This window comes from Phaeobacter sp. JH204B, assembly GCF_048055755.1.
GTDB classification, from domain to species: Bacteria; Pseudomonadota; Alphaproteobacteria; order Rhodobacterales; family Rhodobacteraceae; genus Phaeobacter; species Phaeobacter bryozoorum.
Window position 1 is genome coordinate 192,525 of the sequence record NZ_JAYMXF010000019.1, and the last position, 23,704, is coordinate 216,228.

Consider the following 23,704-nt stretch of genomic DNA (forward strand, 5'->3'; position numbering starts at 1 on the left):
ATGACACACAAGTTTTGATCTGGCAGCTTAGTCAGTCCCGCAAAGAGACGGGAGCCTCAGGTGCTGCGAATTGACAAACTGACCAAGAGATTCGGCGACAAGATCGCGGTGGATGCCGCGACGCTGGATATCGACAAGCCCTGCATGATCGGCATCATCGGCCGCTCGGGTGCGGGGAAATCCACGTTGCTGCGGATGATCAACCGGCTTGGGGACGCCAGTGAGGGGCGCATCCTTTTCGAAGGGCGCGATGTGACCCAGCTGCGCGGCAAGGAGAAACGCGCCTGGCAATCCGATTGTGCGATGATCTTTCAGCAGTTCAATCTGGTTCCGCGGATGGATGTCGTATCCAACGTGCTGCACGGCACGCTCAACCGTCGCTCGACCCTTGCAACGTTGTTCAATCTCTACCCGATGGACGACATCCATCGCGCGATTGATATCCTTGACCGGCTTGGTATCGCCGAACACGCCGCCAAACGGGCCGAGGCGCTCTCGGGTGGTCAACAACAGAGGGTCGCGATTGCACGGGCTCTGATGCAGGATCCGAGGATCATTTTGGCGGATGAACCGATTGCCTCGCTTGATCCGATGAATGCCCAGACAGTCATGGAGGCACTGCGCCGTATCCACGAGGAGGACGGCCGCACTGTCATCGCCAATCTGCACACACTGGATACCGCACGTCGCTACTGCGACCGTGTTGTCGGCATGCGGGATGGGCGCATCGTGTTCGATGGTCTGCCGGAGCAGCTGACGACCGGTGTCGCCCGCGAGATCTACGGAGCAGGCGCGGACTTCTCCGAGGCCGCTACCTCTACAGAGATTGAGACATTGAACCGTATTCAGCCGCGCCGACAGCCTGTTCCGGCGAACTGACAGTTTTTTCCAAACCCGGCGGTTCGTTCGCCGACATGACCAACCAGAGAGATTGACTAATGAAAAACCTTATTGCTGCCATTCTGGCGACCACCGCGCTGACCGCACCGGTTCTTGCTGAGACCTCGGAAATTCAGGAATTCCGTATCGGTATTCTTGGTGGTGAAAACGCTCAGGATCGCCTGAACAACAACGAGTGCCTGCGTCAAAAGACCGAGGATCTTCTGGGGGTCGAAACCAAACTCTTTGCCCCGGCCGACTACAACGGGGTGATCCAGGGGCTGCTGGGCGGCACCATCGACATGGCGTGGCTGGGTGCATCCGGCTATGCCAAAACTTATCTCAGTGATCCGGCGGCGGTAGAGCCGATCCTGGTAAAGGTGAACAACGACGGTGGCTATGGCTACTATTCCATCGGTTTCACGCGTAAGGATAGCGGCATCACATCGCTCGATGACATGCAGGGCAAGACATTTGGTTTTGGTGATCCAAACTCCACCTCCGGTTTCCTGATCCCTTCGATCGAGATTCCACAGGTAACCGGCGCGACCATGACCTCCGGCGATTACTTTGGCGAGGTTAAATTCACGGGCGGGCATGAGCAGACAATCGTCGCTGTTGCGAATGGCGATGTGGACGCCGGCGTCAGCTGGGCAGACGGTCTGGGCGAATGGGAAGATGGTTTCAACTCTGGCGCGCTGCGTCGCGCGGTTGATGCAGGTCTCGTCGATATGAACGATCTGGTGCAGATCTGGCAGTCCAAGCCTATTCCCGAGGGCCCGGTTGTTCTGCGCACCGAACTGCCCGAGGACGTGAAGCTGAAGATGACTGGCCTGATGGCCTCTCTGAAGTCGATGGATGCTGAATGTTTCTATGGTGTGGCCGCCGGTGAGGCGAAAGGCTTCATGCCGATCACCCACGAGGCCTACGAGGTTATCATCGAAGCGCGGAAATTGAAGTCCAACTAATTTCAGTACCTAAGCGCGCGGGGTTCGGAGCATTCGTGCCGAACCCCGCCATTTTATCTGCCAACTGCCCTGGTTCGGAACTGACTGCGCGCAGTCTCCACCACGTGAAACATCGAAAGCCCAGCCGTTCGGCTGTTTTCGACGACACAGGATCCCATTCATGACAGATGCAACAGCCTCGGCCCCTTCGGTGTCCGACATTCAGGCCGATTACCAGGCGCTGATACAGCGCAAGCGCCTTTATGGCGGGATCCTTCTGGCCGTATTTGTGGCGATGATGGCCGCCGGTTTCAGGATCGCCGACGATCGCAACGCAGGGTCTTTCTGGAATGGGATTACCCATGTTTTTGACTACCCCTCTGAGGTGCTTTCGGAAGCGGTCGAGAAGGTGGCCCTATTGCCCGGGCATGTGTTACAGTTTTCACCGGCCCTGATCGAGACCTTGAACATCGCTGCCGCTGCCACGCTGATTGGGGCAATCTTCGGAACCATCCTGTCTTTGTTGGCAACACGGGGGCTGGCGCGCTGGCCGCGCCTTATCCCGCTGTTCCGCCGGATGCTGGATATCTTTCGTGCGATCCCGGAAATCGTCATCGCACTGGTGCTGATCTTTCTTTTGGGTGGTGGACCGGTGCCTGCGATGATCGCGATTGCGATCCACACTGCGGGCGCTCTGGGCAAGCTGTTTTCCGAGGTGAATGAAAACGCATCGCTGAAGCCTGTCGAAGGACTGGCCTCTGTCGGGGCCGGTTGGGCGCAGCGCATGGTGCTGGGCGTTTTTCCCCAGGTCGGCCCGAACTATGTGAGCTACGCACTTCTGCGGTTCGAAATCAATATCCGCGCCTCCGCCATTCTCGGCTTCGTCGGGGCAGGCGGTATCGGCTACGAGCTGCGTAACGCCATGTCCTGGGGGCAGGGGCGGTATGATGAAGCTGCGGCGATCTTTCTTTTGCTGTTTTTTACCATCGTCCTGGTGGATCAACTGTCGGGCCTGCTGCGCGACCGGCTGACCCACGGAGCCAAACAATGACGACCTTTGACACCACTGTTCCGCCGACCTTGCGCAAACTGGACATGGAGCGCCTGTTCATCCGCAAGCGCGTCCTGAGCCTTTCTCTGCCGCTCTTGGTACTGGTCTATCTCGCCTATGTCTTCGTCGCCTTCGACGTTGCGGGACTGGCCGCGCGGATGAATCCGCAGAATGCCCGCACGCTGGTGGCGGATAGTTACAGCTACAAAACCCACGTCACGCGCGACAATCGGACAGGTGACGTTAGCGTCGCCATCGAGGGAGAGCGCAAAGGGGCCTATCCCGATGGGCAAGCGCCGGAGTGGGTTTCCCTCGCGACGACACCGTCCGACGTTACCGTGATTGACCTCGAAGATGGTCATCAGGTTCGCTTCGGCCCCGAGAGCATTGTTTTTGATATCCCCGGCTATGGTAGGATCCGCGCAACCCCAAGTCGCAGCGCTGGCGTGCAGGCCGAATTTCCGGCAGGCGATCTGCCGGATTGGATCAATGTCTCAAAGAACCGGTTGGCGGTGACGACCGATGCCGGGCGTCTGACGGTGACCCGTAACCGTGCGGAGGTGTTTCGGTATTTTGCTGGTTGGGAGCTGTTCTTCTTCACCCTCGACAGCCGTTACCACGGTCTGGGGCCCGGTGAGCTGATGACCCGGGCCGCAACCGGTGAAGCGGGCGCGATCTTCCACGATTTCTGGACCAACAAGATGTGGCGGCATCAGGATGTGGCCTGGGCCATTTTCGAAACGCTGCTGATGGCGTTCCTTGGCACGATGGGCGCGGGGCTGATTGCGCTGCCGCTCGCATTTGCTGCTACCCGGAACTTCATGCCGCTGCGCGCGGTCCGCTTTGCAACCCGTCGCCTTTTTGACTTCGTGCGCGGCGTCGACTCTCTGATCTGGACCGTGGTCCTTGCCCGGGCCTTTGGACCCGGTCCGCTGACTGGCGCTTTGGCGATCCTGGTGACCGACACTGGTACCTTTGGCAAGATTTTCTCAGAGGCGCTGGAGAATGTGGACGAGAAACAGATCGAAGGCGTTGCCTCCACAGGCGCGAAGCCGGCGCAGCGCTATCGCTTCGGTGTCATTCCACAGATCACGCCTGTCTTGCTGAGCCAGCTGCTCTATTTTCTGGAATCAAACACGCGCAGCGCAACGATCATTGGCGCCATCACCGGTGGCGGTATCGGCTTGCTGCTGACCCAGGCCATTATCACCCAGAAGGACTGGGAAGAGGTTGCCTATTACATCGTGCTGATCATTCTCATGGTGATGGTCATGGATTGGGTGTCCGGTTGGCTGCGCCGCCGCCTAATCAAGGGCGAGCCGGGCCGCAAGGCCCGCCGTCAGGGTGGCGCGATGCTGCTGCCGTGACCGTTGGCGGTGCTAAGAACCTGTCTCTTCAATATCTTCGAAAGCCACCCAATGCCCCGTCTCTCTGCCGATCAGCCGTATCTTCATTCCAACTGTTCGATCGCAAACAGCCAGTTTGGCGCCTTCGTCGAAATCGGGGCGGAAAGCCGGGTACTGAACAGCCGGTTCGGCGATTACAGCTACTGTGATCGCTACTGTGATATCGCCAATGCTGAGATCGGGAAGTTCTCGAATATCGCCAGCGCCACGCGTATTGGCGCCACCGATCATCCGCTGCAAAAGGCCTCGCTGCATCATTTTCTCTACCGCTCGTCGGCCTATTGGGACGACATCGAAGATGACGCGGACTGGTTTCAGCATCGTGCCAGTCGGCTGGCACATATCGGCCACGACACCTGGATCGGGCATGGTGTGCTGATCAAGCCCGAGGTGACCGTTGGCCACGGTGCCGTGGTGGCGGCCGGGACTGTCGTCACCAAGGACGTTGCCCCCTATACGATCGTCGGGGGAAACACGGCGCGGCTCATCCGGCGTCGGTATACCGAAGCAGTCGCTGAGGCGATGATCGCCTTGGCCTGGTGGGACTGGGACAATGCCCGGTTGAAGGCGGCGGTCCCCGATTTCCGAGCGCTAGGCGCCGAAGCCTTCTTAGAGAAATACGCCTAGCACCTGCCTGCGGATCAGCCATCAACGAGGGCGTCATGCAGGCAGGTCACCCGTCGGCCAAACCCGCGTCATCCTGATCGCTGACGGTCAGGGTCACCCGGTCCCCGGCAAACCAAGTTCGGCCAAATTCGACAGGGGTCCCGTCTGACGCTGCGTTGATGCCGGTTGTCCGCAGGATCGGGCTGCCCTCGGAGATCCTGAGGTGCAGTGCCTGCGTGGCAGTTGCGAGTTTGGCCGTGATACGGGTCTCCACCCTCGTATAGTCGGTGACCCCGCAGATCTTCAGCGCCGCTGTTACCGATTGGGTCTCTTGCAACGCGGGGAGCAGATCAGGCAGGTCTTCGGCGGGGAACACGCTTTGGAAGAGGGCAATCGGCTGGCCATCCGCCAGTGACAACCCATCATAGACATGTACGGCTGTTCCTGATTCCAGCCCCAGTGCCTCGGCTTCTCGGCGGTCGGCAGCCCGGGTCTCCAGGCTGAGGATTTTCTTTGCTGGAATACGTCCCAGCCGAGCGACGTTCTGGTGAAAGCGGACTCTTTTGCCAATCGGGTAGTCTGTTGGCTGAGCCGCAACAAAGACACCGGCGCCCCTGCGGGCGTGAACCAGCCCCTGGTCTGCCATCTCCGACAAGGCGCGACGGACAGTGTGGCGGTTGACCCCAAATCGGCCTGCGAGCTGCACCTCTGGCGGAAGCTTGTCGCCGGTCTGATAGCGCCCCTGTGCGATGTCATCGGTGAGGCTGATGGCGATGGATTTCCAGACCGGGGTGCGGGGCATGTCACGAAACTTTCACAAGGTTGTCGTTGCGCCGCGTGGGGCGACTCAGGTAGCATTTGTCTAGTTGTATAGATAAGCTAGACAAACAGGCCAAGAGGCTTCGACAAGATGAACAGAGAAAACAGCATGACAGCGGGTGGTACCGGCAGCGGGGTGGACCGCCAAGCATGGATGAGCCTTCTTGCCTCTGCAAATGCCGCGGCATTGCAGGAGCTCTGGCAGAGCTATGGGCAGAACCCCGATCACGCATGGCTGCGCCCACCCGAAGTTGGCGGCGTGATGGTGCGGGGGCGCATGGGGGCCAGCGGAGCGGCCTTCAACCTAGGTGAAATGACGGTTACCCGCTGCGCGCTGACATTGGCCGATGGCGTTGTCGGCCACGGCTATGTTCAGGGCCGTAACAAGGTACAGGCTGAGATCGCCGCCAAGATTGATGCGCTGATGCAGACCGGGGCGGCGGCTGACGTGCAGCGTCAGATCCTGGCACCGCTGCGCGAGGCAAAGCAGGCGAAAAAGGCGGCTCGGGCTGCAAAAGCCGCCGCTACGAAAGTTGATTTCTTTACAATGGTGCGGGGGGAAGACTGATGTCGACGCAAGCCCAGGCTTCTCATTTCTCTGGTGGTTTTGCTTCTCCTGCGGTGCAGTCGGCGCATGCGTTTCGCGCTGCGATGACCGCCATGGCACGTCCTGGCCAGATCATGGACATCACTGGCGCAGCGCCACCCGATGACCTGTCTGTCGCCGCTGGCTGCCTGTTGCTGACGCTGTGTGATCCCGACACGGGTCTCTACCTAGCGCCGGATGTTGACACGCTGGCGGTGCGGGAATGGGTCACCTTTCATACAGGCGCGCCGCTGGTGGCGGCTGATGTTGCAGATTTTGCGCTGGGCGGCTGGGCTGCGCTGGCACCAATTGATGCCTATCGTATCGGCACGGCTGAATACCCGGATCGCTCGGCCACTCTGATCGTTGAAATGGACGAACTTGCACGACCTAACGCTGAATTGAGCGGCCCCGGCATTAAAGACACCGGCCAGATCCACCTGCCTGATCTGGGCGCATTTCAGGATAACTCTGCGCTCTTCCCTCTGGGGTTCGACACTTATTTCACCGTCGGCTGCCAGCTTTGCGCGCTGCCACGTTCCAGCCGGATTGCTCCGCTGTCCAAGAAGGAGGGCTAAGACATGTATGTTGCCGTAAAAGGGGGCGAACGGGCGATTGACAACGCCCATGCGTGGCTGGCCGAAGAACGCCGGGGCGATACATCGGTGGCCGAGCTGAGCCTGGCCCAGATTCGCGAACAGCTGAGCCTGGCGGTGAACCGGGTGATGGCTGAGGGCTCGCTTTACGATCCTGACCTGGCGGCGCTGGCGATCAAACAGGCGCGTGGGGATCTGATTGAAGCGATTTTTCTGATCCGCGCCTATCGCACAACGCTGCCGCGCTTCGGCGCATCTGAGCCGGTTGAAACGAGCCGTATGGCCTGTGACCGACGGATCTCTGCGACCTTTAAGGATGCGCCTGGTGGTCAGGTGCTTGGACCGACCTTCGATTACACCCATCGCTTGCTGGATTTCAAACTGGCGGCGGAGAGTGATGCCGGAGATCTGCCGGAGGCCCAGACAGCTGAGCCGCGGAGCGAAGACACGCCACATATCCTGACTTTCCTCGATGGCGAGAACATTATTGAACAGGAGCCTCAGGACGATACCGAACCGGGCGACCTGACGCGCGAGCCGATGTCATTTCCGGCGGGGCGGGCGGTGCGTCTACAGTCGCTCACGCGCGGGGACGAAGGCTTCATCCTTGGCATGGCCTATTCGACCCAGCGTGGCTATGCGCGCAACCACGCCTTTGTGGGGGAGCTGCGCATCGGCACCGTACCAGTCGAAATGGAGATCCCAGAGCTGGGTTTCGCGATTGAGATCGGAGAGGTTGAGCTGACCGAATGCGAGACCGTGAACCAGTTCAAGGGGTCGAAAACCGTGCCACCACAGTTCACCCGCGGTTACGGTCTGGTATTTGGTCAGTCAGAGCGCAAATCCATCGCCATGGCCTTGGTTGATCGGGCGCTGCGCTGGAAGGAGCTGGGCGAGGATAACCTCGGCGCCGCGGCCCAGGACGAGGAATTTGTTCTGAGCCACGCCGACAACATTCAGGCCACAGGCTTTCTGGAGCACATCAAACTGCCACATTATGTGGATTTCCAGTCCGAGCTGGAACTGGTGCGCAAATTGCGCCGCGAGGCAACCGAGCTGGCAGAAACACTTGCTGCGCAGGAGGCTGCGGAATGACGTTAGTCGCAGCCGCCATCTCCTCCCCCACAGCCATGATCTCCTCCATCGTATTGCCCCTCGGCACCAGCGTAACTGCCGTTCTGTGGTCGCGACTTAAGCGGTTGAACACGGAACAGTTTGACGACCAACAGTATTGCGACCACAGCCAGAACGAGGGTCGTTACGGAAAATTCCTGCAAAACAAATGCTCCCAAATACGGGCCGTGAGGGAAAAGTAATGACCGACTACAACTTTGCATATCTCGATGAACAGACCAAGCGGATGATCCGCAGGGCGATCCTGAAGGGGCTGGCGGTACCGGGCTATCAGGTCCCCTTTGCCAGCCGTGAAATGCCAATGCCCTATGGCTGGGGTACAGGTGGCGTGCAGGTGTCGGCAGCGACGCTGACGCCGGATGATACGTTGAAAGTGATCGATCAGGGTGCCGATGACACCACCAACGCGGTCTCGATCCGGAAGTTCTTCGAAAACACCGCAGGCGTAGCCACCACTGAAGAAACTGCGAAGGCCAGTGTTATCCAGACCCGCCATCGTATCCCTGAGGCGGAGCTGAGCGAGGATCAGATCCTGGTCTATCAGGTGCCAATCCCGGAGCCGCTGCGCTTTCTCGAGCCGCGGGAGACCGAGACCCGCAAGATGCACAGCCTGCAGGAATATGGGCTGATGCACGTGAAACTTTATGAGGACATCAGCCAGCACGGCGCGATTGCGACCTCCTATGCCTATCCGGTGAAGGTCGCAGGCCGATATGTGATGGACCCCTCGCCGATCCCGAAATTTGACAACCCGAAAATGAACATGGCGGCGATCCAGCTGTTTGGCGCAGGGCGCGAGCAACGCATCTACGCGGTGCCGCCTTATACCGAAGTGGTCTCCCTGGATTTTGAGGACTATCCGTTTGAAGCCAGCAAGGCGGATCACCCCTGCGATCTCTGCGCGGCCGAAGACAGCTATCTGGATGAGGTGATCCTCGACGACGCGGGCAACCGGATGTTTGTCTGCTCGGACACGGATTATTGCCGATCCCGGCGTGACGCTGGCCATATTGGCCGCCTGAGTGAGGAGGCCGCGTGATGACACCGCTGCTGCAAGTAAAGAACCTGGCCAAGATGTATGGCGCGCGGATTGGCTGCACAGATGTCAGCTTTGATCTTTATCCGGGCGAAGTCATGGGCATTGTTGGTGAAAGCGGGTCGGGGAAATCGACTCTGTTGAACAGTATGGCGGGGCATCTGACGCCGGATCGTGGTGAAGTGATCTTCGACACCCGTGCAGACGGGCCGGTGGACACAGTCACCATGTCGGAACCGGCACGTCGTATGCTGGGGCGAACGGATTGGGCGTTTGTCCATCAGCACGCCCGCGATGGGCTGCGGATGTCTGTGTCAGCCGGTGGCAATATCGGTGAACGGTTGATGGCTGTGGGGGATCGCCACTACGGCAGCATCCGCGCCCGAGCGGCCGATTGGCTGGGCCGCGTCGAGATTGCCGAAAGCCGCATCGATGACCGGCCCACAGCTTTTTCCGGCGGGATGCAGCAGCGACTTCAGATTGCCCGCAATCTGGTCACCGGGCCGCGCCTTGTCTTCATGGACGAACCCACTGGCGGGCTTGATGTTTCGGTGCAGGCGCGGCTGTTGGATCTGTTGCGCGGGCTGGTGCGGGAAATGGGCCTGAGCGCCATTATCGTGACCCATGATCTCGCGGTGGTGCGTCTCCTGGCGGATCGGCTGATGGTCATGAAAGACGGTCATGTCGTCGAGGCTGGTCTGACCGATCAGGTGCTGGATGACCCGCAGCACGCCTATACCCAATTGCTGGTTTCCAGCGTTCTTCAGGTCTGAGGATCCGAGATGATTGAACTTCAAAACGTCAGCAAGAGCTTCACCCTGCACAATCAGGGCAGTGCGGTCATCCCGGTCATGGAAGGTGCAAATCTAAAGGTGGCCCCCGGAGAGTGCATTGGCCTGATAGGCGCATCCGGGGCGGGAAAATCCACCCTGATGCGGGTAATCTACGGGAATTATCTGGCGGCATCTGGCAGGGTTATGGTGGGCGGCGTGGATGTGGCGAAGGCGGCTCCGCGCGAGATCTTGGCGCTGCGCCGCGAAACGCTGGGCTATGTGAGCCAGTTCCTGAGGGTCGTGCCGCGAGTACCAACGCTCGATGTCGTGGCTGAGCCGCTTCTGTCGGTGGGCGTTGATACAGCTGCGGCGCGCGACCGGGCCGCGACCCTGCTTGCCGGATTGAACATACCGGAACGCCTGTGGCAGCTCAGCCCGACCACCTTCTCGGGTGGGGAACAGCAGCGGGTGAACATTGCTCGCGGTTTCGCCCATACCTACCCGGCGATGCTCTTGGACGAACCAACGGCGAGTCTCGATGCGCAAAACCGGGCGACCGTTCTGTCTCTGATCGAAGACGCCAAGGCGCGCGGCGCCGCCATTATCGGTATCTTCCACGATGAGGCCGCACGCGAGCAGGTCTGCGATCGTTTTGTCGATGTTTCAGCCTTTACCCCAAAGGCTGCTGCATGATCCTGGAGCCTTCGATAGCCCCTGTTATCGCTGTGGTTGGCCCCTCAGGGGTTGGCAAGGATAGCCTGATGGATGCGCTGATGGCCCGTCTGCCGGGCGTGCAGAAGCAGCGGCGCGTCATCACGCGGGCGCCGGAACTGGGTGGTGAAGACTATGAGGCTGTAAGCGAGGCCCGTTTTGCAGCGCTCCGTGCCGAGGAGCGGTTTGCGCTCCATTGGCAGGCGCACGGTCTGCACTATGCGATTCCACGAGAGATAGACGAGGCGCGTGGGGTCGCATCGGGCGTCTTGGTGAACCTTTCGAGAAAGGTGCTCCTCGAAGCGCAGGGTGTTTTTGGGGTCCTGATTGTTCTGTCTGTCACAGCCACCCCAGAGGCGCTGGCGGCGCGGTTGGCCGAGCGCGGGCGCGAGGATGGCGCTGAAGTCAGCCGCAGGCTTGCCCGCGCGGCAACGCCGTTGCCGACCGGGCTCGAGCATGTAATCGACATCGACAACAGCGGTGAACTGGACGGGGCGATCAAGGCCGCAGAAGCAGCCCTGACACCCTGGCTTCAGCCAGTGAGGGCATGACGATGGATCAGCTGAAAACGACCGTCGCTGCCCTCGCCGACCAGAGCCAGATCTCCAAGAACAAAGGGCGCTGGCACCAGCGGCACGAGCCGGTCCTGCAACATGCTTTCGATGGCAGGCAGTTCCGCCTTAGGCCGTTTGCCGGTCAGCGTGATGTGGAACCGGAAGCTGTCGCCGACATAGGGGTAGCCCCAGGTGAGAAGCGCCTGTTCCTGAGCGGGCGTCAGACCTCCAGTGCGGCGCCGATCCAGTTCAGCTGCCGAAGGTGGAGAGCGGAAATCGTCCAGATCCCGCACGCAGTTAAACGCAAGGCGGTTCAGCGACAGCTGATCCCCGGTCGGACAAAGGGCGAGGAAACGGCCAAGCCGTGTGAGCGTCAGCCCGTCCAGCCTAACTGGTGCCATCTCAGTTGCGAACTGCGCAAACCGCTCAGCCAGAGCGTCCGCTGTCTTGCCCTCAGCGAGCCGAAACGGCGGCTTGATGGTCGCGTGAAGCCCGTATTTGCGCGGCACGTCAGTGATTGCAGCAACGTCCAGACCGGTGTTCGGGGGATGATCCAGCGGACGCCCTTCGCAAAGGTCCCAGCCCAGCCAACTGGATGCAAATCGGCTCCATTCCGCCTGCTTGGGCGGCACATAATAGATCGCGTATCGCGTGAATGTCACAATGGCCTCCTAGGTGTGGCCCGTTCTATAGCTCAAACCGTGTGAAACTCAGATGACAGAACCTATGATCCTTGCCAATGCCACGCTCGTTCTTCCCGGAGAAACCCGCACCGGTTCCGTCACCCTGAAAGATGGGCAGATCGTGGATATCGCCGATGGCGCATCCGTACCGAATGGGGCTATTGACCTTGAGGGAGACTTTCTGTGCCCCGGTCTGATTGAGCTGCACACCGACAACTTGGAGCGACATATTCAACCGCGACCGAAGGTCGACTGGCCCCATGCCGCGGCCATTATCGCTCATGATGCCGAGCTGGCGGGAACCGGGATTACCACAGTTTTTGATGCAATGCGCGTTGGCTCGATCAAGGCGGCTGAGTCCCGCTACGGCGCCTATGCCCGTAGTCTTGCATCTGAATTGCTTGAGCTTCGCGATCAGGCGGCGCTCAAGATCAGCCATTTTCTACATCTGCGCGCCGAGGTGTGTTCTGAAACCCTGGTACAGGAGTTGAACGAATTTGGGGAGGAGGACCGGGTCGGTCTGGTGTCCCTGATGGATCACACGCCGGGACAGCGCCAGTTCCGCGACATGTCAAAGCTGGAAGCCTATGTGAAGGGCAAGCATGGCTTTGATGACGACGGCTTCCGAGCGCATGTAGCGGGACTGAAGCAAATGCGCGAGACCTATGGCGACCTGCACGAGGTCGAGGCGGTGAATGCTGCGCGCCGCTTTGGAGCGGTTCTGGCGAGCCATGATGATACAACTGCAGACCAGGTGGCGGTTTCAGCCGGTCACGGCATCCATCTTGCTGAATTCCCCACCACCGTCGTGGCGGCACAGGCCTGCCATGCGCACGGCATCAAGGTGATGATGGGCGCGCCGAACCTGATCCGCGGGGGTTCGCATTCCGGCAACGTTGCGGCAAAGGAGCTTGCGGAACTAGAGCTTCTTGACGTGCTGTCCTCCGATTATGTGCCTGCGGCCCTGTTGCTGGCAGCGGCGCAGCTTGGCGATATCTGGGGTGACATGTCGCGAGGCCTCGCGACCGTCACTTCGGCACCGGCGGACGCGGTGAACCTGACGGATCGTGGACGTATCGACATCGGCAAGCGCGCAGATCTGATCCGCTTCCGAATGCGGGCAGGGGTGCCAGCCTTGTCTTCCGTCTGGTCACAAGGAAACCGCGTCGCCTAGTGCCTGCGCGGTAGGGCTGCGCCAGTCAGGCGCGATAGAACAGGTAGCGCCCCGGTGGAATATCCGCCGGGCCTTGCAACTCTTCAAATCCGACCAGCGGCTGACCTGAAACGATGACCCCGCCCGGCGTCATCACTGCCGCAATGGCCGGTGACAGAGCCGCAGCCTCGGCGATGTCCCGCTCCGGGACGCCGAAACCCAGATCATAATGGGCCAGCGCTATTGGGCTGTTCTCGCCGGCCAGCTGGTCCAGCATCGGGCGCGCTTCCCCTTGGAGGAAGTCTGCTTCTGGCGGCACGCAGGAGGGATGGCACTGCAGCACCCGGTCGATGACCCGCACCCTGCGGTCAGGCAATGTTTCGCGCAGGTGGTCATAGGTGCGGCCGTTGCCCAGCCCGATATCAAGAACATCACCGCTCAGGCCACGAATTTGGTCTGCGGCCCAGTTGAGCCCATCTCGCTGCGCGGTCAGGCGACGCAGCATGGAATCCAAGCGGCTCATTCAGTTAATCCTTTCATCAAAAACCCAAGCACGCCCCGGGCCGTCCAGCAGGCGGCGTATCACATCGCTGCAGAACGTCCATGTCACATCGTCCTGCACCAGATGATGGGTCAGGATGCCATAGGGTTCGGCGACATCGGCCTGCCCCTTGCGGCGCGCTGCGAGCTGCGTGACCAGCTGTGAAAGAAGCAACGCTGGCGGTACGAGTGAGCGCGTGCCCTTCCAGTCGATCGGGTCCAGATGCGTATTGATCTGCCATAGACCCGGGGCTGCCTTGGCCCGTCGCCGAGGAGCAAAGGTCGATAGCGCGCTATAGCCGAGTCCGGCCAGCCAGGGTTCAACTTCGGCGTCGATCCGGTTCCAGGGAGGGACGAACATCGGTCTTAGCCGATCGCCAAAAAGGTCACGCAGAAGGGTCAGGGCGTTCTCTGCATCCTCCAGCACGTCATCTATCGGTCGATGGGTGCCGAACTCGGCCTTCTTTTCACCATGCGGGGCATGGTTCTGATGCGCCCAGCCATGAACCACCGGCACCAGCGTGTCGACCTGAGCCAGCCGATTGGCAAGGGAGGAGGTTGCGTCACGTCCCACAACCGCGAGATGGGCAGGTAGCGCCAGTTGCTGCGATTGTTCGATTAGCCGGTCGAGCTGTGGTGTCGCCGCAATCGCGTCGTCATCGCGCCACCACAGCGGCAGGATCAGCCCATCCTCCTGCCACCTGGCAAGCTCTCGGTCCAAATTGGTCCAATCGGGTGTCATGAACGCTCCTTTGCCATTTCGCGGGCAATCTCTACCGTTCGGGAGGCGCCGTCAAACCGGAAGCCATCTGTTGGCCGTGCGGGTGCCGCCATAACCGCGTCAACGGCCCTGCAAAGCGCCTCCGGCGTCAGATCGGCCGAGGGTATCGCCGCGATGCCATCCAGCTGCGTGAGACTGCTGGCGCGCAGGGTCTGTTCGACCTCATTGCCCGCATCGAATGGAACGATCACTGCGGGCACCCCTGTTTGCAACAGATCGAGCGCAGTATTGTAGCCACACATGCTGACCGAAGCGGCTGCGCCTTTTAGCATCTGCCTGAAATCTGGCCGTGCGGGTTCCAGATGTGCGAGTGTTTCGCCGTGCTCCGCCACCAGCTGGGCGATTTGCTCCGCTGCGGACGGGCCGCCCACCAGAATCCGCCAGCGTAGAGCGGGACGCAGCGCAGCGGCTTTGAGCGCGATCCGGTAAAGCGTTTCACCGACGGCGCCGCCACCGGCGCTGACAAGGATCTCGCCTTTGCCGGTTCCTTCTGGGTGCGGTGCTGGCGGGGGCGGTGCGACATATCCGGTATAGTGCAGCATTGACGAGATCGCCGGTGTGACAGGCCATGAGGCCTCCAACTGCGTGGCCTGGGGATCTGAATGAACCAGCACACCATCATAGCGTGTTGTCAGAATGGCCGCGGCGTCATCGGCCTTCTTGGGTTTCGAGGGTGGTGCCAGGATATCGCGCACGGACGCCAACACGACAGGTCGTTTCGGCAGGTCGTGAGCCGCATCGAGCAGTGCCAGAAACTCCTGCCGCAAGCTGCGCCGTCCAAAGGGGAATAACTCAGTGATGACAATATCCGGCTGGATCCGTTGAACCGTGTCGCACAGCATTTCGATCCGGCTGTCGAAATAGGCATCGTCGGCCACTTCACCGGTTGGTGTCAGCAGGCGCGAGAAGCTGACGCCGTCTGATCGCAAAGGAGGCAGCTGCACGAGATCAACACCGCTATGATCAAGCTGACGCGCCGACCCGCCGCCGGAGACGACACAGGGCTGCTGTCCGGCAGCGCTGAACGCCCGGCCCAGTGTCAGGGCGCGTGACAGATGCCCAGTGCCCAACAGATGCGTGACGGCGATGAGGACTTTCATCACATGTCACGTTTGCTGAGACGCACTGGTTCAGCGACGGGTGTGAGCCTGCCGTCAGCGTGTCGCTCCACCACGAACAACCGGTTGCGCTTGATCTGAAACGGGGCTGGCGAGTCAAAGTTCCAGCCATATGCCCGCGCCAGGATCATCCGCATGATCCCGATATGGCACACGGCCAGGGCGTCCTCTGTCAACTGGGCGAGCCATGGCACGATCCTCTCCCAGACCTCCTGTGGGGTTTCGCCGCCGGGCGGGCGGTAGTCCCAGCCCCACTCCTCGATGTCGCGAAATCCGCTGGTCGGGTCGGCTCTTAGATCCTTGCCGTGCCGGCCTTCCCAGTCTCCCCAGTTCATTTCGATGAGCGCCGGGCTGGTCTGGGGGGGACGGTCTGCAACCAGCTTGGCGGTCTCGGCCGCGCGTTTCAACGGGCTCGACCAAAGCGAAGCTTGATCCCAAGGGGCAGGCAGGGCCTGCACGGCGAGTTCGGCACGTGCCGTGTCGTCCAACGGGATATCGCTGCGACCTTGAATTCGGCCGGCACGGTTCCAGTCGGTGTGGCCGTGGCGCAGGAGGGCAAGCCTGATCATGATGAAATCTCCAGCAAGGGTGAGAGCGTGGCCCACAATTTTTGTGCCGCCACCGGTGCGAGGTGTCGCGTGGCAATCCGGTCGCGGGCGCGTTTGGCCTGCCGGTTCCGCAAGGCTCCATCATCCAGCGCCCGTTCGAGCGCCCGGGCGTAGCCCGCAGCGCCGCTGTCTGTCGTTGGATTAAGGTCTGGTTCCTCCCATTGGGTGACGACATCGCACAGGCCAGGGCGATCCTGCGCCACGACAGGCACCCCATGCGCCTGGGCTTCAAGATAGACCATTCCAAACGCTTCGTTGACACCGGGCCAGAGAAAAAGGGAGGCCTGTTGATAGAGCGCCTCCAATGCCTCCCAGTTCAACTCACCAAGAAATCGGACATGCTCGCCGAAGGGGCGCATCAGGGTTTCGACCTCGGGGCGGGCCGGGCCGTCGCCGACGATGTCCAACCGCCAGGGCTGGGATACCCTGGCGAGCGCATCCGCGAGCAGACGATATGAGGCGAGCTTGTCGCCCGGTCGCATCATACCGACGCTCAACAGCGGGCCGGAGTGATCGCTGGCGGTTGGCAGCGTCTTCGCTGTCAAGAACGGGGGCAGGTGGACCAGCCTCTGGTCCGCGTATCTGTCGCGCAGCAAGGTCTCGTGGTCCTGTTCGGTCAGATAGAAGATGACCGCAGCCGCATCGGCCGCCTCATGGGCTGCCCTGGCGAAATCCGACCATGGACCTTCGAGCCTTTTGTTGGCGCGTGTCGATTCTACCTGAACATAGGGGATGCCGAGACGCTCCGCGACGGCAGGGCCGATCAGATCGGGGGCCTTGTAATAGTTGTGGTAGGTAAGCCAGAGCGCAGGCCGGTCGGCCTCGGGAGTGGCGCGAATCTCGGTACAGATGCGGTCGATCTCATGTGCTGCCTTGCCGCGCAGTGTGGCTTGGTGTTCGGTGTCACCGGATCTGTCATACACCCGAAGCTCGCTGGCCAGAGTGACGGTTGCCCCAGTCCCGGCGAGTAATCCCATCAGATTGCGGGCCATCTCTCGATCACCTGAAGGCACCGGGTGGCGCGGTGACTTCATCGGCGCATAAAAGGCAATCTTGTGGCCCCGGCTCATGTCTCGCGTATCATCGTCTTCAGCCGCTCCGACAGGCGGGCGATGCCGGGGTCCATGCCAAAATCATGACGCAGTCGAACGAGTGCCGCTTCTGCCATTCGGGCGGCTTGCTCGGGATTCCGGCTCAGGGTCAGGATGGCCTCTGCCAAGGCTTCGGGGGTATCTTGGCTGAGCACGCCGTGGGTGCCATTTTCGATGAACTCCGGGATCGCAGAGACCGCGGTGGACAGGATCGGCAGGCGCTGCGACGCGGCTTCCATCAGCACGTTAGGTAGCCCGTCCCGATCACCATCGCTGGCGATGCGGCTGGGCAGGACGAATATGTCACATGCGCGCATGGCCGAGATAACCTCTGGCTGATCGCAGGCGCCGCGCCAGGTGATCCGATCGACCACGCCTAGATCCTCTGCCATGCCTCGTAGCAGGTCTTTCAGGGCGCCGCCGCCGATGTGGGTCCAGTGCCAGTCAAGCGAACTGGGCAGGAGGGCGAGCGCGGCGATCAACCGGTCAAAGCCCTTCTTCTCGACCAAACGGCCGACCGACATCAGATGCAGCGGGTCGCCCGGAGCACGCCATCTGCGCTGGGGCGGAGAGGGGAAACGCGAGAGATCCAGACCGTGATAGATCAGGTCAACCCGGTCAGTTCTGTCCGAAAGCGCTTGCAGGTGTTTCGCCCCAAACCCGGTGCAAGTGGCACCAAAGGCAGCGCCATGTGTCGCGGCTGCAAGCTTTTCTTTCAGTTCCCACTCGGGGGATGTCCAGATGTCCTTGGCATGGGCGGAAAAACTCCAGGGCAGACCGCGCATGATGGCGGCATAGCGCGCCACTGAAGACGGCGTGTGCAGGAAATGAGCATAAAGCCCGAGGACCTGCTCCGGCATTTCCGCAGCCAGGACGCAAGCCTGGCCAAATCGGCGGATCCGGTTGCGGGAGGGATCGCGGCGCAGGTCCTGCCGCCAGATCCGATAGGCGGTCTGATAGCCGGGCATGGCCTGTGCCTGTTGCCGCGCGCTCCAGACACGATCAGGTTCCTGATAAAGATACTCCGGCAGGTAGTGGACCGCGGCGCTCAGCTTCTCATGTAAGGGGTGACGTTTGATATCCGTGGGATGACGAAGGGACCAGATTTCAAAACTATGGCCTGCGGCCTCCAGCGCGACCAGTTCCTGCGCGATGAACGTTTCGGACAGGCGCGGCCAACCTTTGACGATCACGGCAAGAGGCGGGCGCGACGGCGTGGTCTTGCGAGAGTTCATTCGGCGGCCTTCCCGCTGGTCTTATGCAGAAGTGCATCGACCCGGTCGGTTACATAGTCGAGACCGTCTAACAACCCGTCGGGAATCGCCGCCGAGGGCGGTGGTTGGTCGGCGAGCGCACGGATCGCACGGATCATCGCCTCTGGTGTCCAGCCGTCTCGACGCTCATCCAGCATGGCCGTCAGCCCAAGTTCTTCGGCGCGGCTGGCGCGGATCCACTGCTCAAGCCTCGGGGTGGTGCGCGGTACAATGACGGCGGGTTTGTCAAAGGACAAAACCTCGCAGAACGTGTTGTAGCCGCCCATGCAGACAACGCCCTGCGCCCCGGCGAAGAGGGTTTCGATCTCGGATTCGAACCCCACTGCTGTGACGCGGCCGTTCAGAGCGGCAACACGAGTCTCGAACTCGGTTCGGGTCTCGCCCGACAGGAAGGGGCCGTAGACCAGCATGGCCCGGGGTGCCAGGCCCGGGTCGCGTTCATAGGCGGTCAGGACAAGGTCGACCATCATCGCGCCATCGCCACCGCCGCCGGGGGTGATCAGGACATATGGCTGTTCTGGAGGGGTTCCCAGCTCGCCAAGATCGCGGCGCAGATACCCGGTCCAATGCATCCGCGCCTGTGCGTCCGCGCTGAGGGGAAGCCCGGCGGTGGGATCATAGACGGAGCGGATGCCATAGACCCAGATCTCGTCATAGAATTGTTCAGTGGCGGCAACGGCATCCTTGCGGGCCCACTCGGTGGCCAGCACCTCCGGCTCATCCAGAACATCGCGCAACCCGAGGATCAGGCGTGTTTTGCCCTTGCGCTGCAGCTCTTCCAGGGTGGGCAGCAATTCGCCGCGAAACCCGGTTGGTTCCTTGTCGACGATCAGCACATCGGGGGCGTATTCCATCGCGGTAGATCGGATAAGACCTGCCCGCAGCGTGGTGGTCTCTTCAATCGACATTCCCATTGTCCGTGACGCATAGGAGCCGTCCGACCGCTTGATTACACCGGGTAGCCGCACATGGTCGACGCGTGAGGGAAAGGCGAAACGCCCGGCCACGGGAGAGCCGGTCAGGATCAAGGCCGAGGCCGACGGGTCCGCATCGGTAATCGCACCGGCCAGGGCCCTCGACCGTCGCAGATGACCCAGCCCGAAGGTATCGTGGCTGTAGAGCATGACACGGGGGCCGCGAGGGGTGCTGGAGGGTGCGTTGACTGTCATCGCTGGGCCTGCGTCTGGTACAAGGATAGGAGAGATGAAACACCGGGCAACCCAAGTCGGGAGGACGTGCAGAGATGTTCTGGACACGGGTGCCCATCCTCCGCATCAGCGGCTGTGCGTAACAGCTCGGCCAGGGTCCGCCTCAGCATAGTATCGCCTCAGGTTGCTCAGCCTGACACGCTACGGGCCAAGGCACAGATCATCGTTGCGTCAGATCCAGAACGTCGAAGGGAGAATCCTGCGCCCGTCGGCGTGGTCTGCCCTCCTGCGCTCTGTGTGGTACGCTGAATTTTCTATAACGTGCAGAGGTATAAGTTGCAATCAAGCGCTTGCGAACCGCACTTTCACCACTGAAACGCCGTGCCAAGGTGCAAAGACTTGATATTTTCACCGTTTTGCGGCCTTGGTGAAGGGATGGTTCCAAAAAATCGGGTTGTTCTCATGTGGCGAATGGTATCGCAGTATCTTGTCTGTTTGACGCTGGCGCTGGTTGTGGCGGCCTTTGGTCCGGCAGCAACATGGGCGCAATCGACGTCACCTCAGGGTGGGGATGATCTAGCCAAGGCGATTGAGCAGGCAGCTGAGAGCGGCGTCGGCGTCATCATCGTTGATGGTCGCGGCCAGCTGGTTTCGCCCTCGGATGCGCAGGGTGGAACGATACCTGTTCCCGCCACGGATCAGATGGAAGGGGCCTCGGCGCTGATGAAAGCGCAATCGGAGGTGGAGCAATTCGGGGATGCCCTGAAAAGTCGTCTGGAGGCGATGCCCTATTCGATCTTTGAGGTGCAGTACATCCTGCGACAGACGAGCCCGGATGGCCGCATTATCACCTACGTGAAGGTGCTCGGCTGGAGCTTGTTTCTGCTGTTCATCGGTCGCTGGGTCTCAGTCGAGATTTACGGCAAGCGTATAGCCAAGAAACATGTGGTGTCGCGGATCAAGGAACAGCCCGAAGGCTATCAGGATAAAATGCCGTTCCTGGTCTTCCGTTTCATTATGGGGGTCGGCGGTACAGTTGTCGCCATGGCGTTTGCGTTGCTGACGTCCTATCTCATCTTCGGAACTTCCGGCAATTCATCGGTGAAATTCACCGTCACCGCGATCTACACGGCGTTTTTCTTGTCGCGGACAGTTTCGGACCTGTGGCGCATGGTGCTGTCGCCTTACCTCAGCCAATACCGCATTCCCGTGTTCTCAGACCGGGACGCTCGGCGTCTGTATTTCTGGGCCTCCGGGCTGGCGACCTACGATATCTGTTCGGTGCTTTTTGCGACTTGGGTTGGCGATTTCGGGCTCAATTACAATGTATATGCGCTTGTCTATGGCGTGTTGGCATTGGTTGGCACGTTCGGCAATCTTTTGATGGTTGTGATCAATGCGCGACCCATTTCCAACGCCATACGTGCAGGCCGCGCCCCGGAAACCTGCTCCTGGCTCGTCCGGCTTCTGTCTGTTGCCTGGGCACCTGTTCTGGTGGTCTACATCATATTTGGATGGCTGGAGCTCGCCTTCGATCTGGTGTTGGAGCGCGATATGTCGCTGCCGCTCATGGCGGGCAGCTATTCGGTGCTGACCTCTATTCTGGTTGTCTACGGCCTCATCAACTATGTGATCGAACGCTTCTTCAATCGGTCGCAGCGACGGGTGCTGGTCAACGCTGCCGATGGAAGCGACGAAGACAGTGACGCAGAGACCAACGACGATGCCGAGATGCTTCCGCAACAGCAGCGGCACCCGATAGCCACTTTCGAAGATCTCGCGCGCCGCATCGCCGGTATACTGGCCTTTACCGTCGGCTTTCTCGCCATGGTCACGATCTGGAACCCCGAAGCAGCCTGGATGGAAAACTCCCGTCTGGACCGGATGAGCGATATAATCGTGATCCTGTTCATCGGTTATATTGTCTACCACATCGCCCGGATCTGGATCGACAGCAAGATCGACGAAGAGGTTGGCGACATGCCGGTTGGCGAATTAGGGGACGAGGGCGGCGCGGGCGGTGCCAGCCGGTTGGCAACCCTGCTGCCGCTGTTCCGAGGCGCGATCTTGGCGGTTGTCGTGGTCTCCATCATCCTGATCGTTCTGCTGGAACTGGGGATCAACGTCAGCCCGTTGTTCGCCGGTGCCGGTGTAGTCGGTCTGGCGGTGGGTTTTGGGTCGCAGACCCTGGTCCGGGATATCTTTTCGGGTGCCTTCTTCCTCGTGGACGACGCCTTCCGCAAAGGCGAATACATAGATATCGGCGATGTCAAAGGCACGGTCGAACGTATTTCGGTGCGATCCTTTCAGTTGCGCCATCACCTGGGAGCGTTGCACACCATTCCCTTTGGTGAGATCCGCGTGCTGACCAATTATTCCCGCGACTGGGTCATGATGAAGCTGCCGCTACGGGTGACCTATGACACCGATGTGGAAAAGGTTCGCAAACTCATCAAGAAACTGGGGCAAGAGCTGCTGGATGATCCGGTGATCGGAGACACCTTCATACAGCCGCTGAAGTCGCAGGGTGTGATCGAGATGCAGGATTCTGCAATGATCATTCGGGTCAAATTCATGACCAAGCCTGGCGACCAATGGCTGGTGCGCAAGAAGGTGTTTCAGGAAATCCGCGATCTCTTTGCGCGCGAAGGTATCAAATTTGCCCATCGCGAGGTTACCGTGCGTTTGGCTGGGGATCAGGTCGAGCAAACCCCCAAAGAGAAGCGCGATCTGGCTGTCGGGGCTGTTCAGGCGGCCATCGATGAGGATCTGATGGATGTGAACGATGGCGACGGCGACGATCGCTAGTAGTTCAGCGAGGCCAGTCCGGCGCTGCTGTTCCTGATGCCGTCGCGGGCAGGACCCACTGCATCTGCGTCTTACCAACCGCCAGCGGCGCCAGCAGCCGCTGTCCGGGTCCCCAGCTTGTCTGCTCCACTTCCGGTGAGAAGTCGTGATCGACTGCGCCCGCCAGTTCCTGGCCGGGTGCGCTGTCATCGCCATGACAGTCGGTTAGGGATGTGAGCTCATGCGCGGTGCGGGCCAGCGACAGGCGCGCATCGGCAACAGGCTCGCCTCTGCTTGCCTTGCTCAATGCCTGTAGAACTGCTGCGGCCATCAGATAACCGGTTGCGTGGTCCAGTGCCTGTACAGGGAGCGGAACCGGTTTTGCCGCTGGGTCAGATGTCGATGGAAATCCGGCGACCCATTGGCGCCCACGTTCGGCGATCCCGCTGCTCATCTGCACAAGGCTGTCAAATCCCCTGCGCTGCGCCCACGGGCCGGTCCAGCCATAGGCATTCAGGCGCACATCAATGAGGTTCGGCGCGAGTTCCTGCAGCTTTGCGGTATCATATCCCAGCCCGTCCAGCGCGCCGGGACGAAAGCCATGCACCAGAACATCGGCGTCGGCTAACAGAGTTTCAAAGCGATCACGCCCGCTGGCGGAGCGCAGATCCAATGACGCCATATGTTTGCCCAGCGAGATATCCTGAAGCACGCCGGGTTCGTCCCAGCCCGGCGGATCAATCCTGAGGACAGTTGCACCGAAGGCGGCCAAGGTCCGGGTCGCTACGGGGCCTGCCAGCACCCGCGTGAGGTCCAGCACCCGCAGTCCCGCCAAAGGCCGAGCCCCTGTTGCCAATGGTTGCCTCCGAAGGTTGATGTGACGGGGCCGCCCCCAGGCGATCAAGGGCTCGGAACCGACTGCCTGCCCCTGTTGATGGGCCTGCCAGTGTGCATGGCTGCGCATCGCTGCCGCGACACCGCCCGCACCAACGATGGCCTGCTCCAACGTATCCGCGGATCTGCTAGCAACAGCGTCGCGTACCGCCTCCGGGGTAGGTTGGCAGCCGAGGGTCGTCAGCGCCGCGTCGCGATGATGGGGAAGGTTGGTATGAAGCCGGATCCATCCGTCGGCTGTGCGATAATCGCCGGCCAAGGGGTCCCAGAGATTGGGCATCTCCCAGCCCATGGGACGGAAGCTGTAGCGAAACCATAGCGCAGCCCGGCGCTGATCGACGGTAACGGCCAGATCTTCGGTGCTGAGGTTCATCGCGGTCATCAGTTCGGCTAGGGCGACCCCGACCGCAGCCAGCGAGCGGTTGGCCAGTTCCGAAACAGCATAGCAGCTGGGCCAGCGAGCACCTGCGATCACGGAGTAGGTTTCAGGGTCTGGTAGCGCCTGCATTGGGCTCTCCTTTCGCGGGTC

Annotated in this window: 24 protein-coding genes; 14 read left to right on the top strand and 10 right to left on the bottom strand. The window is 60.8% G+C overall.

Going from position 1 to position 23,704, the window contains the following annotated elements:
• The first annotated feature begins 60 nt into the window (after window positions 1–60).
• The 5 genes from phnC to VXL81_RS11255 all read left to right on the top strand — a co-directional run bounded on the left by phnC (window position 61) and on the right by VXL81_RS11255 (window position 4,910).
• Window positions 61–879 carry a phosphonate ABC transporter ATP-binding protein gene (gene phnC / locus VXL81_RS11235; RefSeq protein WP_416554284.1) on the top strand — a complete coding sequence of 273 codons (819 nt, stop codon included), beginning with the start codon at window positions 61–63 and terminating at the stop codon, window positions 877–879.
• A gap of 59 nt (window positions 880–938) precedes the next feature.
• Entirely contained in the window at window positions 939–1,847 is a 909-nt protein-coding gene (phnD, locus tag VXL81_RS11240; RefSeq protein WP_416543336.1) for a phosphonate ABC transporter substrate-binding protein, read from the top strand.
• Window positions 1,848–2,007: 160 nt separating this feature from the next.
• Entirely contained in the window at window positions 2,008–2,877 is an 870-nt protein-coding gene (gene phnE / locus VXL81_RS11245) for a phosphonate ABC transporter, permease protein PhnE (RefSeq protein WP_340544364.1), read from the top strand.
• A complete protein-coding gene (gene phnE / locus VXL81_RS11250; RefSeq protein WP_416540694.1) occupies window positions 2,874–4,244 on the top strand; it encodes a phosphonate ABC transporter, permease protein PhnE in 1,371 nt (456 codons plus the stop codon). The genes phnE (VXL81_RS11245) and phnE (VXL81_RS11250) overlap by 4 nt, the downstream gene beginning before the upstream one ends.
• Window positions 4,245–4,295: 51 nt before the next feature.
• Window positions 4,296–4,910, top strand: coding sequence for a chloramphenicol acetyltransferase (locus VXL81_RS11255; RefSeq protein ID WP_416554286.1), 615 nt, complete (start codon window positions 4,296–4,298; stop codon window positions 4,908–4,910).
• A gap of 46 nt (window positions 4,911–4,956) precedes the next feature.
• Here the strand turns inward: VXL81_RS11255 and phnF are convergent, their stop codons facing one another.
• Entirely contained in the window at window positions 4,957–5,691 is a 735-nt protein-coding gene (gene phnF / locus VXL81_RS11260) for a phosphonate metabolism transcriptional regulator PhnF (protein WP_416554288.1), read from the bottom strand.
• A 108-nt stretch (window positions 5,692–5,799) separates the two neighbouring features.
• Between phnF and phnG the strand changes: the two genes are divergently transcribed.
• The 7 genes from phnG (at window position 5,800) to phnN (ending at window position 11,095) form a co-directional block, all read left to right on the top strand.
• Window positions 5,800–6,276: a phosphonate C-P lyase system protein PhnG gene (gene phnG / locus VXL81_RS11265; protein WP_416540692.1), complete on the top strand. Its 477-nt coding sequence runs from the start codon at window positions 5,800–5,802 to the stop codon at window positions 6,274–6,276.
• Entirely contained in the window at window positions 6,276–6,872 is a 597-nt protein-coding gene (gene phnH / locus VXL81_RS11270) for a phosphonate C-P lyase system protein PhnH (protein ID WP_416554290.1), read from the top strand. Before phnG ends, phnH begins: the two co-directional genes overlap by 1 nt.
• 3 nt (window positions 6,873–6,875) lie before the next feature.
• Window positions 6,876–7,985, top strand: coding sequence for a carbon-phosphorus lyase complex subunit PhnI (locus tag VXL81_RS11275; protein WP_340544370.1), 1,110 nt, complete (start codon window positions 6,876–6,878; stop codon window positions 7,983–7,985).
• A 220-nt stretch (window positions 7,986–8,205) separates the two neighbouring features.
• Window positions 8,206–9,063: an alpha-D-ribose 1-methylphosphonate 5-phosphate C-P-lyase PhnJ gene (locus VXL81_RS11280; protein WP_340544371.1), complete on the top strand. Its 858-nt coding sequence runs from the start codon at window positions 8,206–8,208 to the stop codon at window positions 9,061–9,063.
• Window positions 9,063–9,833, top strand: coding sequence for a phosphonate C-P lyase system protein PhnK (phnK, locus tag VXL81_RS11285; RefSeq protein ID WP_340544372.1), 771 nt, complete (start codon window positions 9,063–9,065; stop codon window positions 9,831–9,833). Before VXL81_RS11280 ends, phnK begins: the two co-directional genes overlap by 1 nt.
• Window positions 9,834–9,842: 9 nt before the next feature.
• On the top strand, window positions 9,843–10,526 hold the full coding sequence (gene phnL, locus VXL81_RS11290; RefSeq protein ID WP_340544373.1) for a phosphonate C-P lyase system protein PhnL: 684 nt from the start codon (window positions 9,843–9,845) through the stop codon (window positions 10,524–10,526).
• A complete protein-coding gene (phnN, locus tag VXL81_RS11295; protein WP_416554292.1) occupies window positions 10,523–11,095 on the top strand; it encodes a phosphonate metabolism protein/1,5-bisphosphokinase (PRPP-forming) PhnN in 573 nt (190 codons plus the stop codon). Before phnL ends, phnN begins: the two co-directional genes overlap by 4 nt.
• On the opposite strand, the gene VXL81_RS11300 is transcribed toward phnN, so the two are convergent.
• Complete coding sequence (locus VXL81_RS11300) at window positions 11,077–11,760, bottom strand: DUF1045 domain-containing protein (RefSeq protein WP_416543327.1); 684 nt, start codon at window positions 11,758–11,760, stop codon at window positions 11,077–11,079. The two genes, phnN and VXL81_RS11300, sit on opposite strands and share 19 nt — an antisense overlap.
• 52 nt (window positions 11,761–11,812) lie before the next feature.
• Here VXL81_RS11300 and VXL81_RS11305 point away from each other — a divergent pair, with 52 nt between their 5' ends.
• Window positions 11,813–12,955, top strand: coding sequence for an alpha-D-ribose 1-methylphosphonate 5-triphosphate diphosphatase (locus tag VXL81_RS11305; RefSeq protein WP_340544377.1), 1,143 nt, complete (start codon window positions 11,813–11,815; stop codon window positions 12,953–12,955).
• Between the two features lie 25 nt (window positions 12,956–12,980).
• Here the strand turns inward: VXL81_RS11305 and VXL81_RS11310 are convergent, their stop codons facing one another.
• Genes VXL81_RS11310 through VXL81_RS11340 form a run of 7 tightly spaced genes read right to left on the bottom strand, consistent with a single transcriptional unit; the run spans window position 12,981 to window position 19,515 of the window.
• Window positions 12,981–13,457: a class I SAM-dependent methyltransferase gene (locus tag VXL81_RS11310; RefSeq protein WP_416536491.1), complete on the bottom strand. Its 477-nt coding sequence runs from the start codon at window positions 13,455–13,457 to the stop codon at window positions 12,981–12,983.
• Window positions 13,458–14,216, bottom strand: coding sequence for a polysaccharide deacetylase family protein (locus tag VXL81_RS11315; RefSeq protein WP_416545508.1), 759 nt, complete (start codon window positions 14,214–14,216; stop codon window positions 13,458–13,460).
• On the bottom strand, window positions 14,213–15,355 hold the full coding sequence (locus VXL81_RS11320; protein WP_340544381.1) for a glycosyltransferase family protein: 1,143 nt from the start codon (window positions 15,353–15,355) through the stop codon (window positions 14,213–14,215). Before VXL81_RS11320 ends, VXL81_RS11315 begins: the two co-directional genes overlap by 4 nt.
• Window positions 15,355–15,942, bottom strand: coding sequence for a histidine phosphatase family protein (locus tag VXL81_RS11325; protein WP_416554294.1), 588 nt, complete (start codon window positions 15,940–15,942; stop codon window positions 15,355–15,357). The genes VXL81_RS11320 and VXL81_RS11325 overlap by 1 nt, the downstream gene beginning before the upstream one ends.
• On the bottom strand, window positions 15,939–17,051 hold the full coding sequence (locus VXL81_RS11330; protein WP_416554296.1) for a glycosyltransferase family 4 protein: 1,113 nt from the start codon (window positions 17,049–17,051) through the stop codon (window positions 15,939–15,941). Before VXL81_RS11330 ends, VXL81_RS11325 begins: the two co-directional genes overlap by 4 nt.
• A complete protein-coding gene (locus VXL81_RS11335; RefSeq protein WP_416554298.1) occupies window positions 17,048–18,307 on the bottom strand; it encodes a glycosyltransferase family 4 protein in 1,260 nt (419 codons plus the stop codon). The genes VXL81_RS11330 and VXL81_RS11335 overlap by 4 nt, the downstream gene beginning before the upstream one ends.
• A complete protein-coding gene (locus VXL81_RS11340; RefSeq protein ID WP_416537228.1) occupies window positions 18,304–19,515 on the bottom strand; it encodes a glycosyltransferase family protein in 1,212 nt (403 codons plus the stop codon). The genes VXL81_RS11335 and VXL81_RS11340 overlap by 4 nt, the downstream gene beginning before the upstream one ends.
• 441 nt (window positions 19,516–19,956) lie before the next feature.
• Here VXL81_RS11340 and VXL81_RS11345 point away from each other — a divergent pair, with 441 nt between their 5' ends.
• Entirely contained in the window at window positions 19,957–22,302 is a 2,346-nt protein-coding gene (locus VXL81_RS11345; RefSeq protein WP_416554300.1) for a mechanosensitive ion channel domain-containing protein, read from the top strand.
• Window positions 22,303–22,306: 4 nt separating this feature from the next.
• Here VXL81_RS11345 and VXL81_RS11350 read toward each other — a convergent pair whose 3' ends face one another.
• Complete coding sequence (locus VXL81_RS11350; protein WP_416554302.1) at window positions 22,307–23,683, bottom strand: CoA transferase; 1,377 nt, start codon at window positions 23,681–23,683, stop codon at window positions 22,307–22,309.
• Window positions 23,684–23,704: the final 21 nt, after the last annotated feature.

Bases quoted from the DNA above. Each gene is read 5' to 3' on its own strand.
- VXL81_RS11325 (WP_416554294.1), bottom strand. From the start codon at position 15,942: ATGATCAGGCTTGCCCTCCTGCGCCACGGCCACACCGACTGGAACCGT.
- phnE (WP_340544364.1), top strand. From the start codon at position 2,008: ATGACAGATGCAACAGCCTCGGCCCCTTCGGTGTCCGACATTCAGGCC.
- VXL81_RS11345 (WP_416554300.1), top strand. From the start codon at position 19,957: ATGTGGCGAATGGTATCGCAGTATCTTGTCTGTTTGACGCTGGCGCTG.
- phnE (WP_416540694.1), top strand. From the start codon at position 2,874: ATGACGACCTTTGACACCACTGTTCCGCCGACCTTGCGCAAACTGGAC.
- VXL81_RS11315 (WP_416545508.1), bottom strand. From the start codon at position 14,216: ATGACACCCGATTGGACCAATTTGGACCGAGAGCTTGCCAGGTGGCAG.
- phnL (WP_340544373.1), top strand. From the start codon at position 9,843: ATGATTGAACTTCAAAACGTCAGCAAGAGCTTCACCCTGCACAATCAG.
- phnK (WP_340544372.1), top strand. From the start codon at position 9,063: ATGACACCGCTGCTGCAAGTAAAGAACCTGGCCAAGATGTATGGCGCG.
- VXL81_RS11305 (WP_340544377.1), top strand. From the start codon at position 11,813: ATGACAGAACCTATGATCCTTGCCAATGCCACGCTCGTTCTTCCCGGA.
- VXL81_RS11335 (WP_416554298.1), bottom strand. From the start codon at position 18,307: ATGAACTCTCGCAAGACCACGCCGTCGCGCCCGCCTCTTGCCGTGATC.
- phnG (WP_416540692.1), top strand. From the start codon at position 5,800: ATGAACAGAGAAAACAGCATGACAGCGGGTGGTACCGGCAGCGGGGTG.
- VXL81_RS11330 (WP_416554296.1), bottom strand. From the start codon at position 17,051: ATGAGCCGGGGCCACAAGATTGCCTTTTATGCGCCGATGAAGTCACCG.
- VXL81_RS11350 (WP_416554302.1), bottom strand. From the start codon at position 23,683: ATGCAGGCGCTACCAGACCCTGAAACCTACTCCGTGATCGCAGGTGCT.
- VXL81_RS11310 (WP_416536491.1), bottom strand. From the start codon at position 13,457: ATGAGCCGCTTGGATTCCATGCTGCGTCGCCTGACCGCGCAGCGAGAT.
- VXL81_RS11280 (WP_340544371.1), top strand. From the start codon at position 8,206: ATGACCGACTACAACTTTGCATATCTCGATGAACAGACCAAGCGGATG.
- VXL81_RS11275 (WP_340544370.1), top strand. From the start codon at position 6,876: ATGTATGTTGCCGTAAAAGGGGGCGAACGGGCGATTGACAACGCCCAT.
- phnF (WP_416554288.1), bottom strand. From the start codon at position 5,691: ATGCCCCGCACCCCGGTCTGGAAATCCATCGCCATCAGCCTCACCGAT.
- VXL81_RS11320 (WP_340544381.1), bottom strand. From the start codon at position 15,355: ATGAAAGTCCTCATCGCCGTCACGCATCTGTTGGGCACTGGGCATCTG.
- VXL81_RS11255 (WP_416554286.1), top strand. From the start codon at position 4,296: ATGCCCCGTCTCTCTGCCGATCAGCCGTATCTTCATTCCAACTGTTCG.
- phnH (WP_416554290.1), top strand. From the start codon at position 6,276: ATGTCGACGCAAGCCCAGGCTTCTCATTTCTCTGGTGGTTTTGCTTCT.
- VXL81_RS11340 (WP_416537228.1), bottom strand. From the start codon at position 19,515: ATGACAGTCAACGCACCCTCCAGCACCCCTCGCGGCCCCCGTGTCATG.
- phnN (WP_416554292.1), top strand. From the start codon at position 10,523: ATGATCCTGGAGCCTTCGATAGCCCCTGTTATCGCTGTGGTTGGCCCC.
- phnD (WP_416543336.1), top strand. From the start codon at position 939: ATGAAAAACCTTATTGCTGCCATTCTGGCGACCACCGCGCTGACCGCA.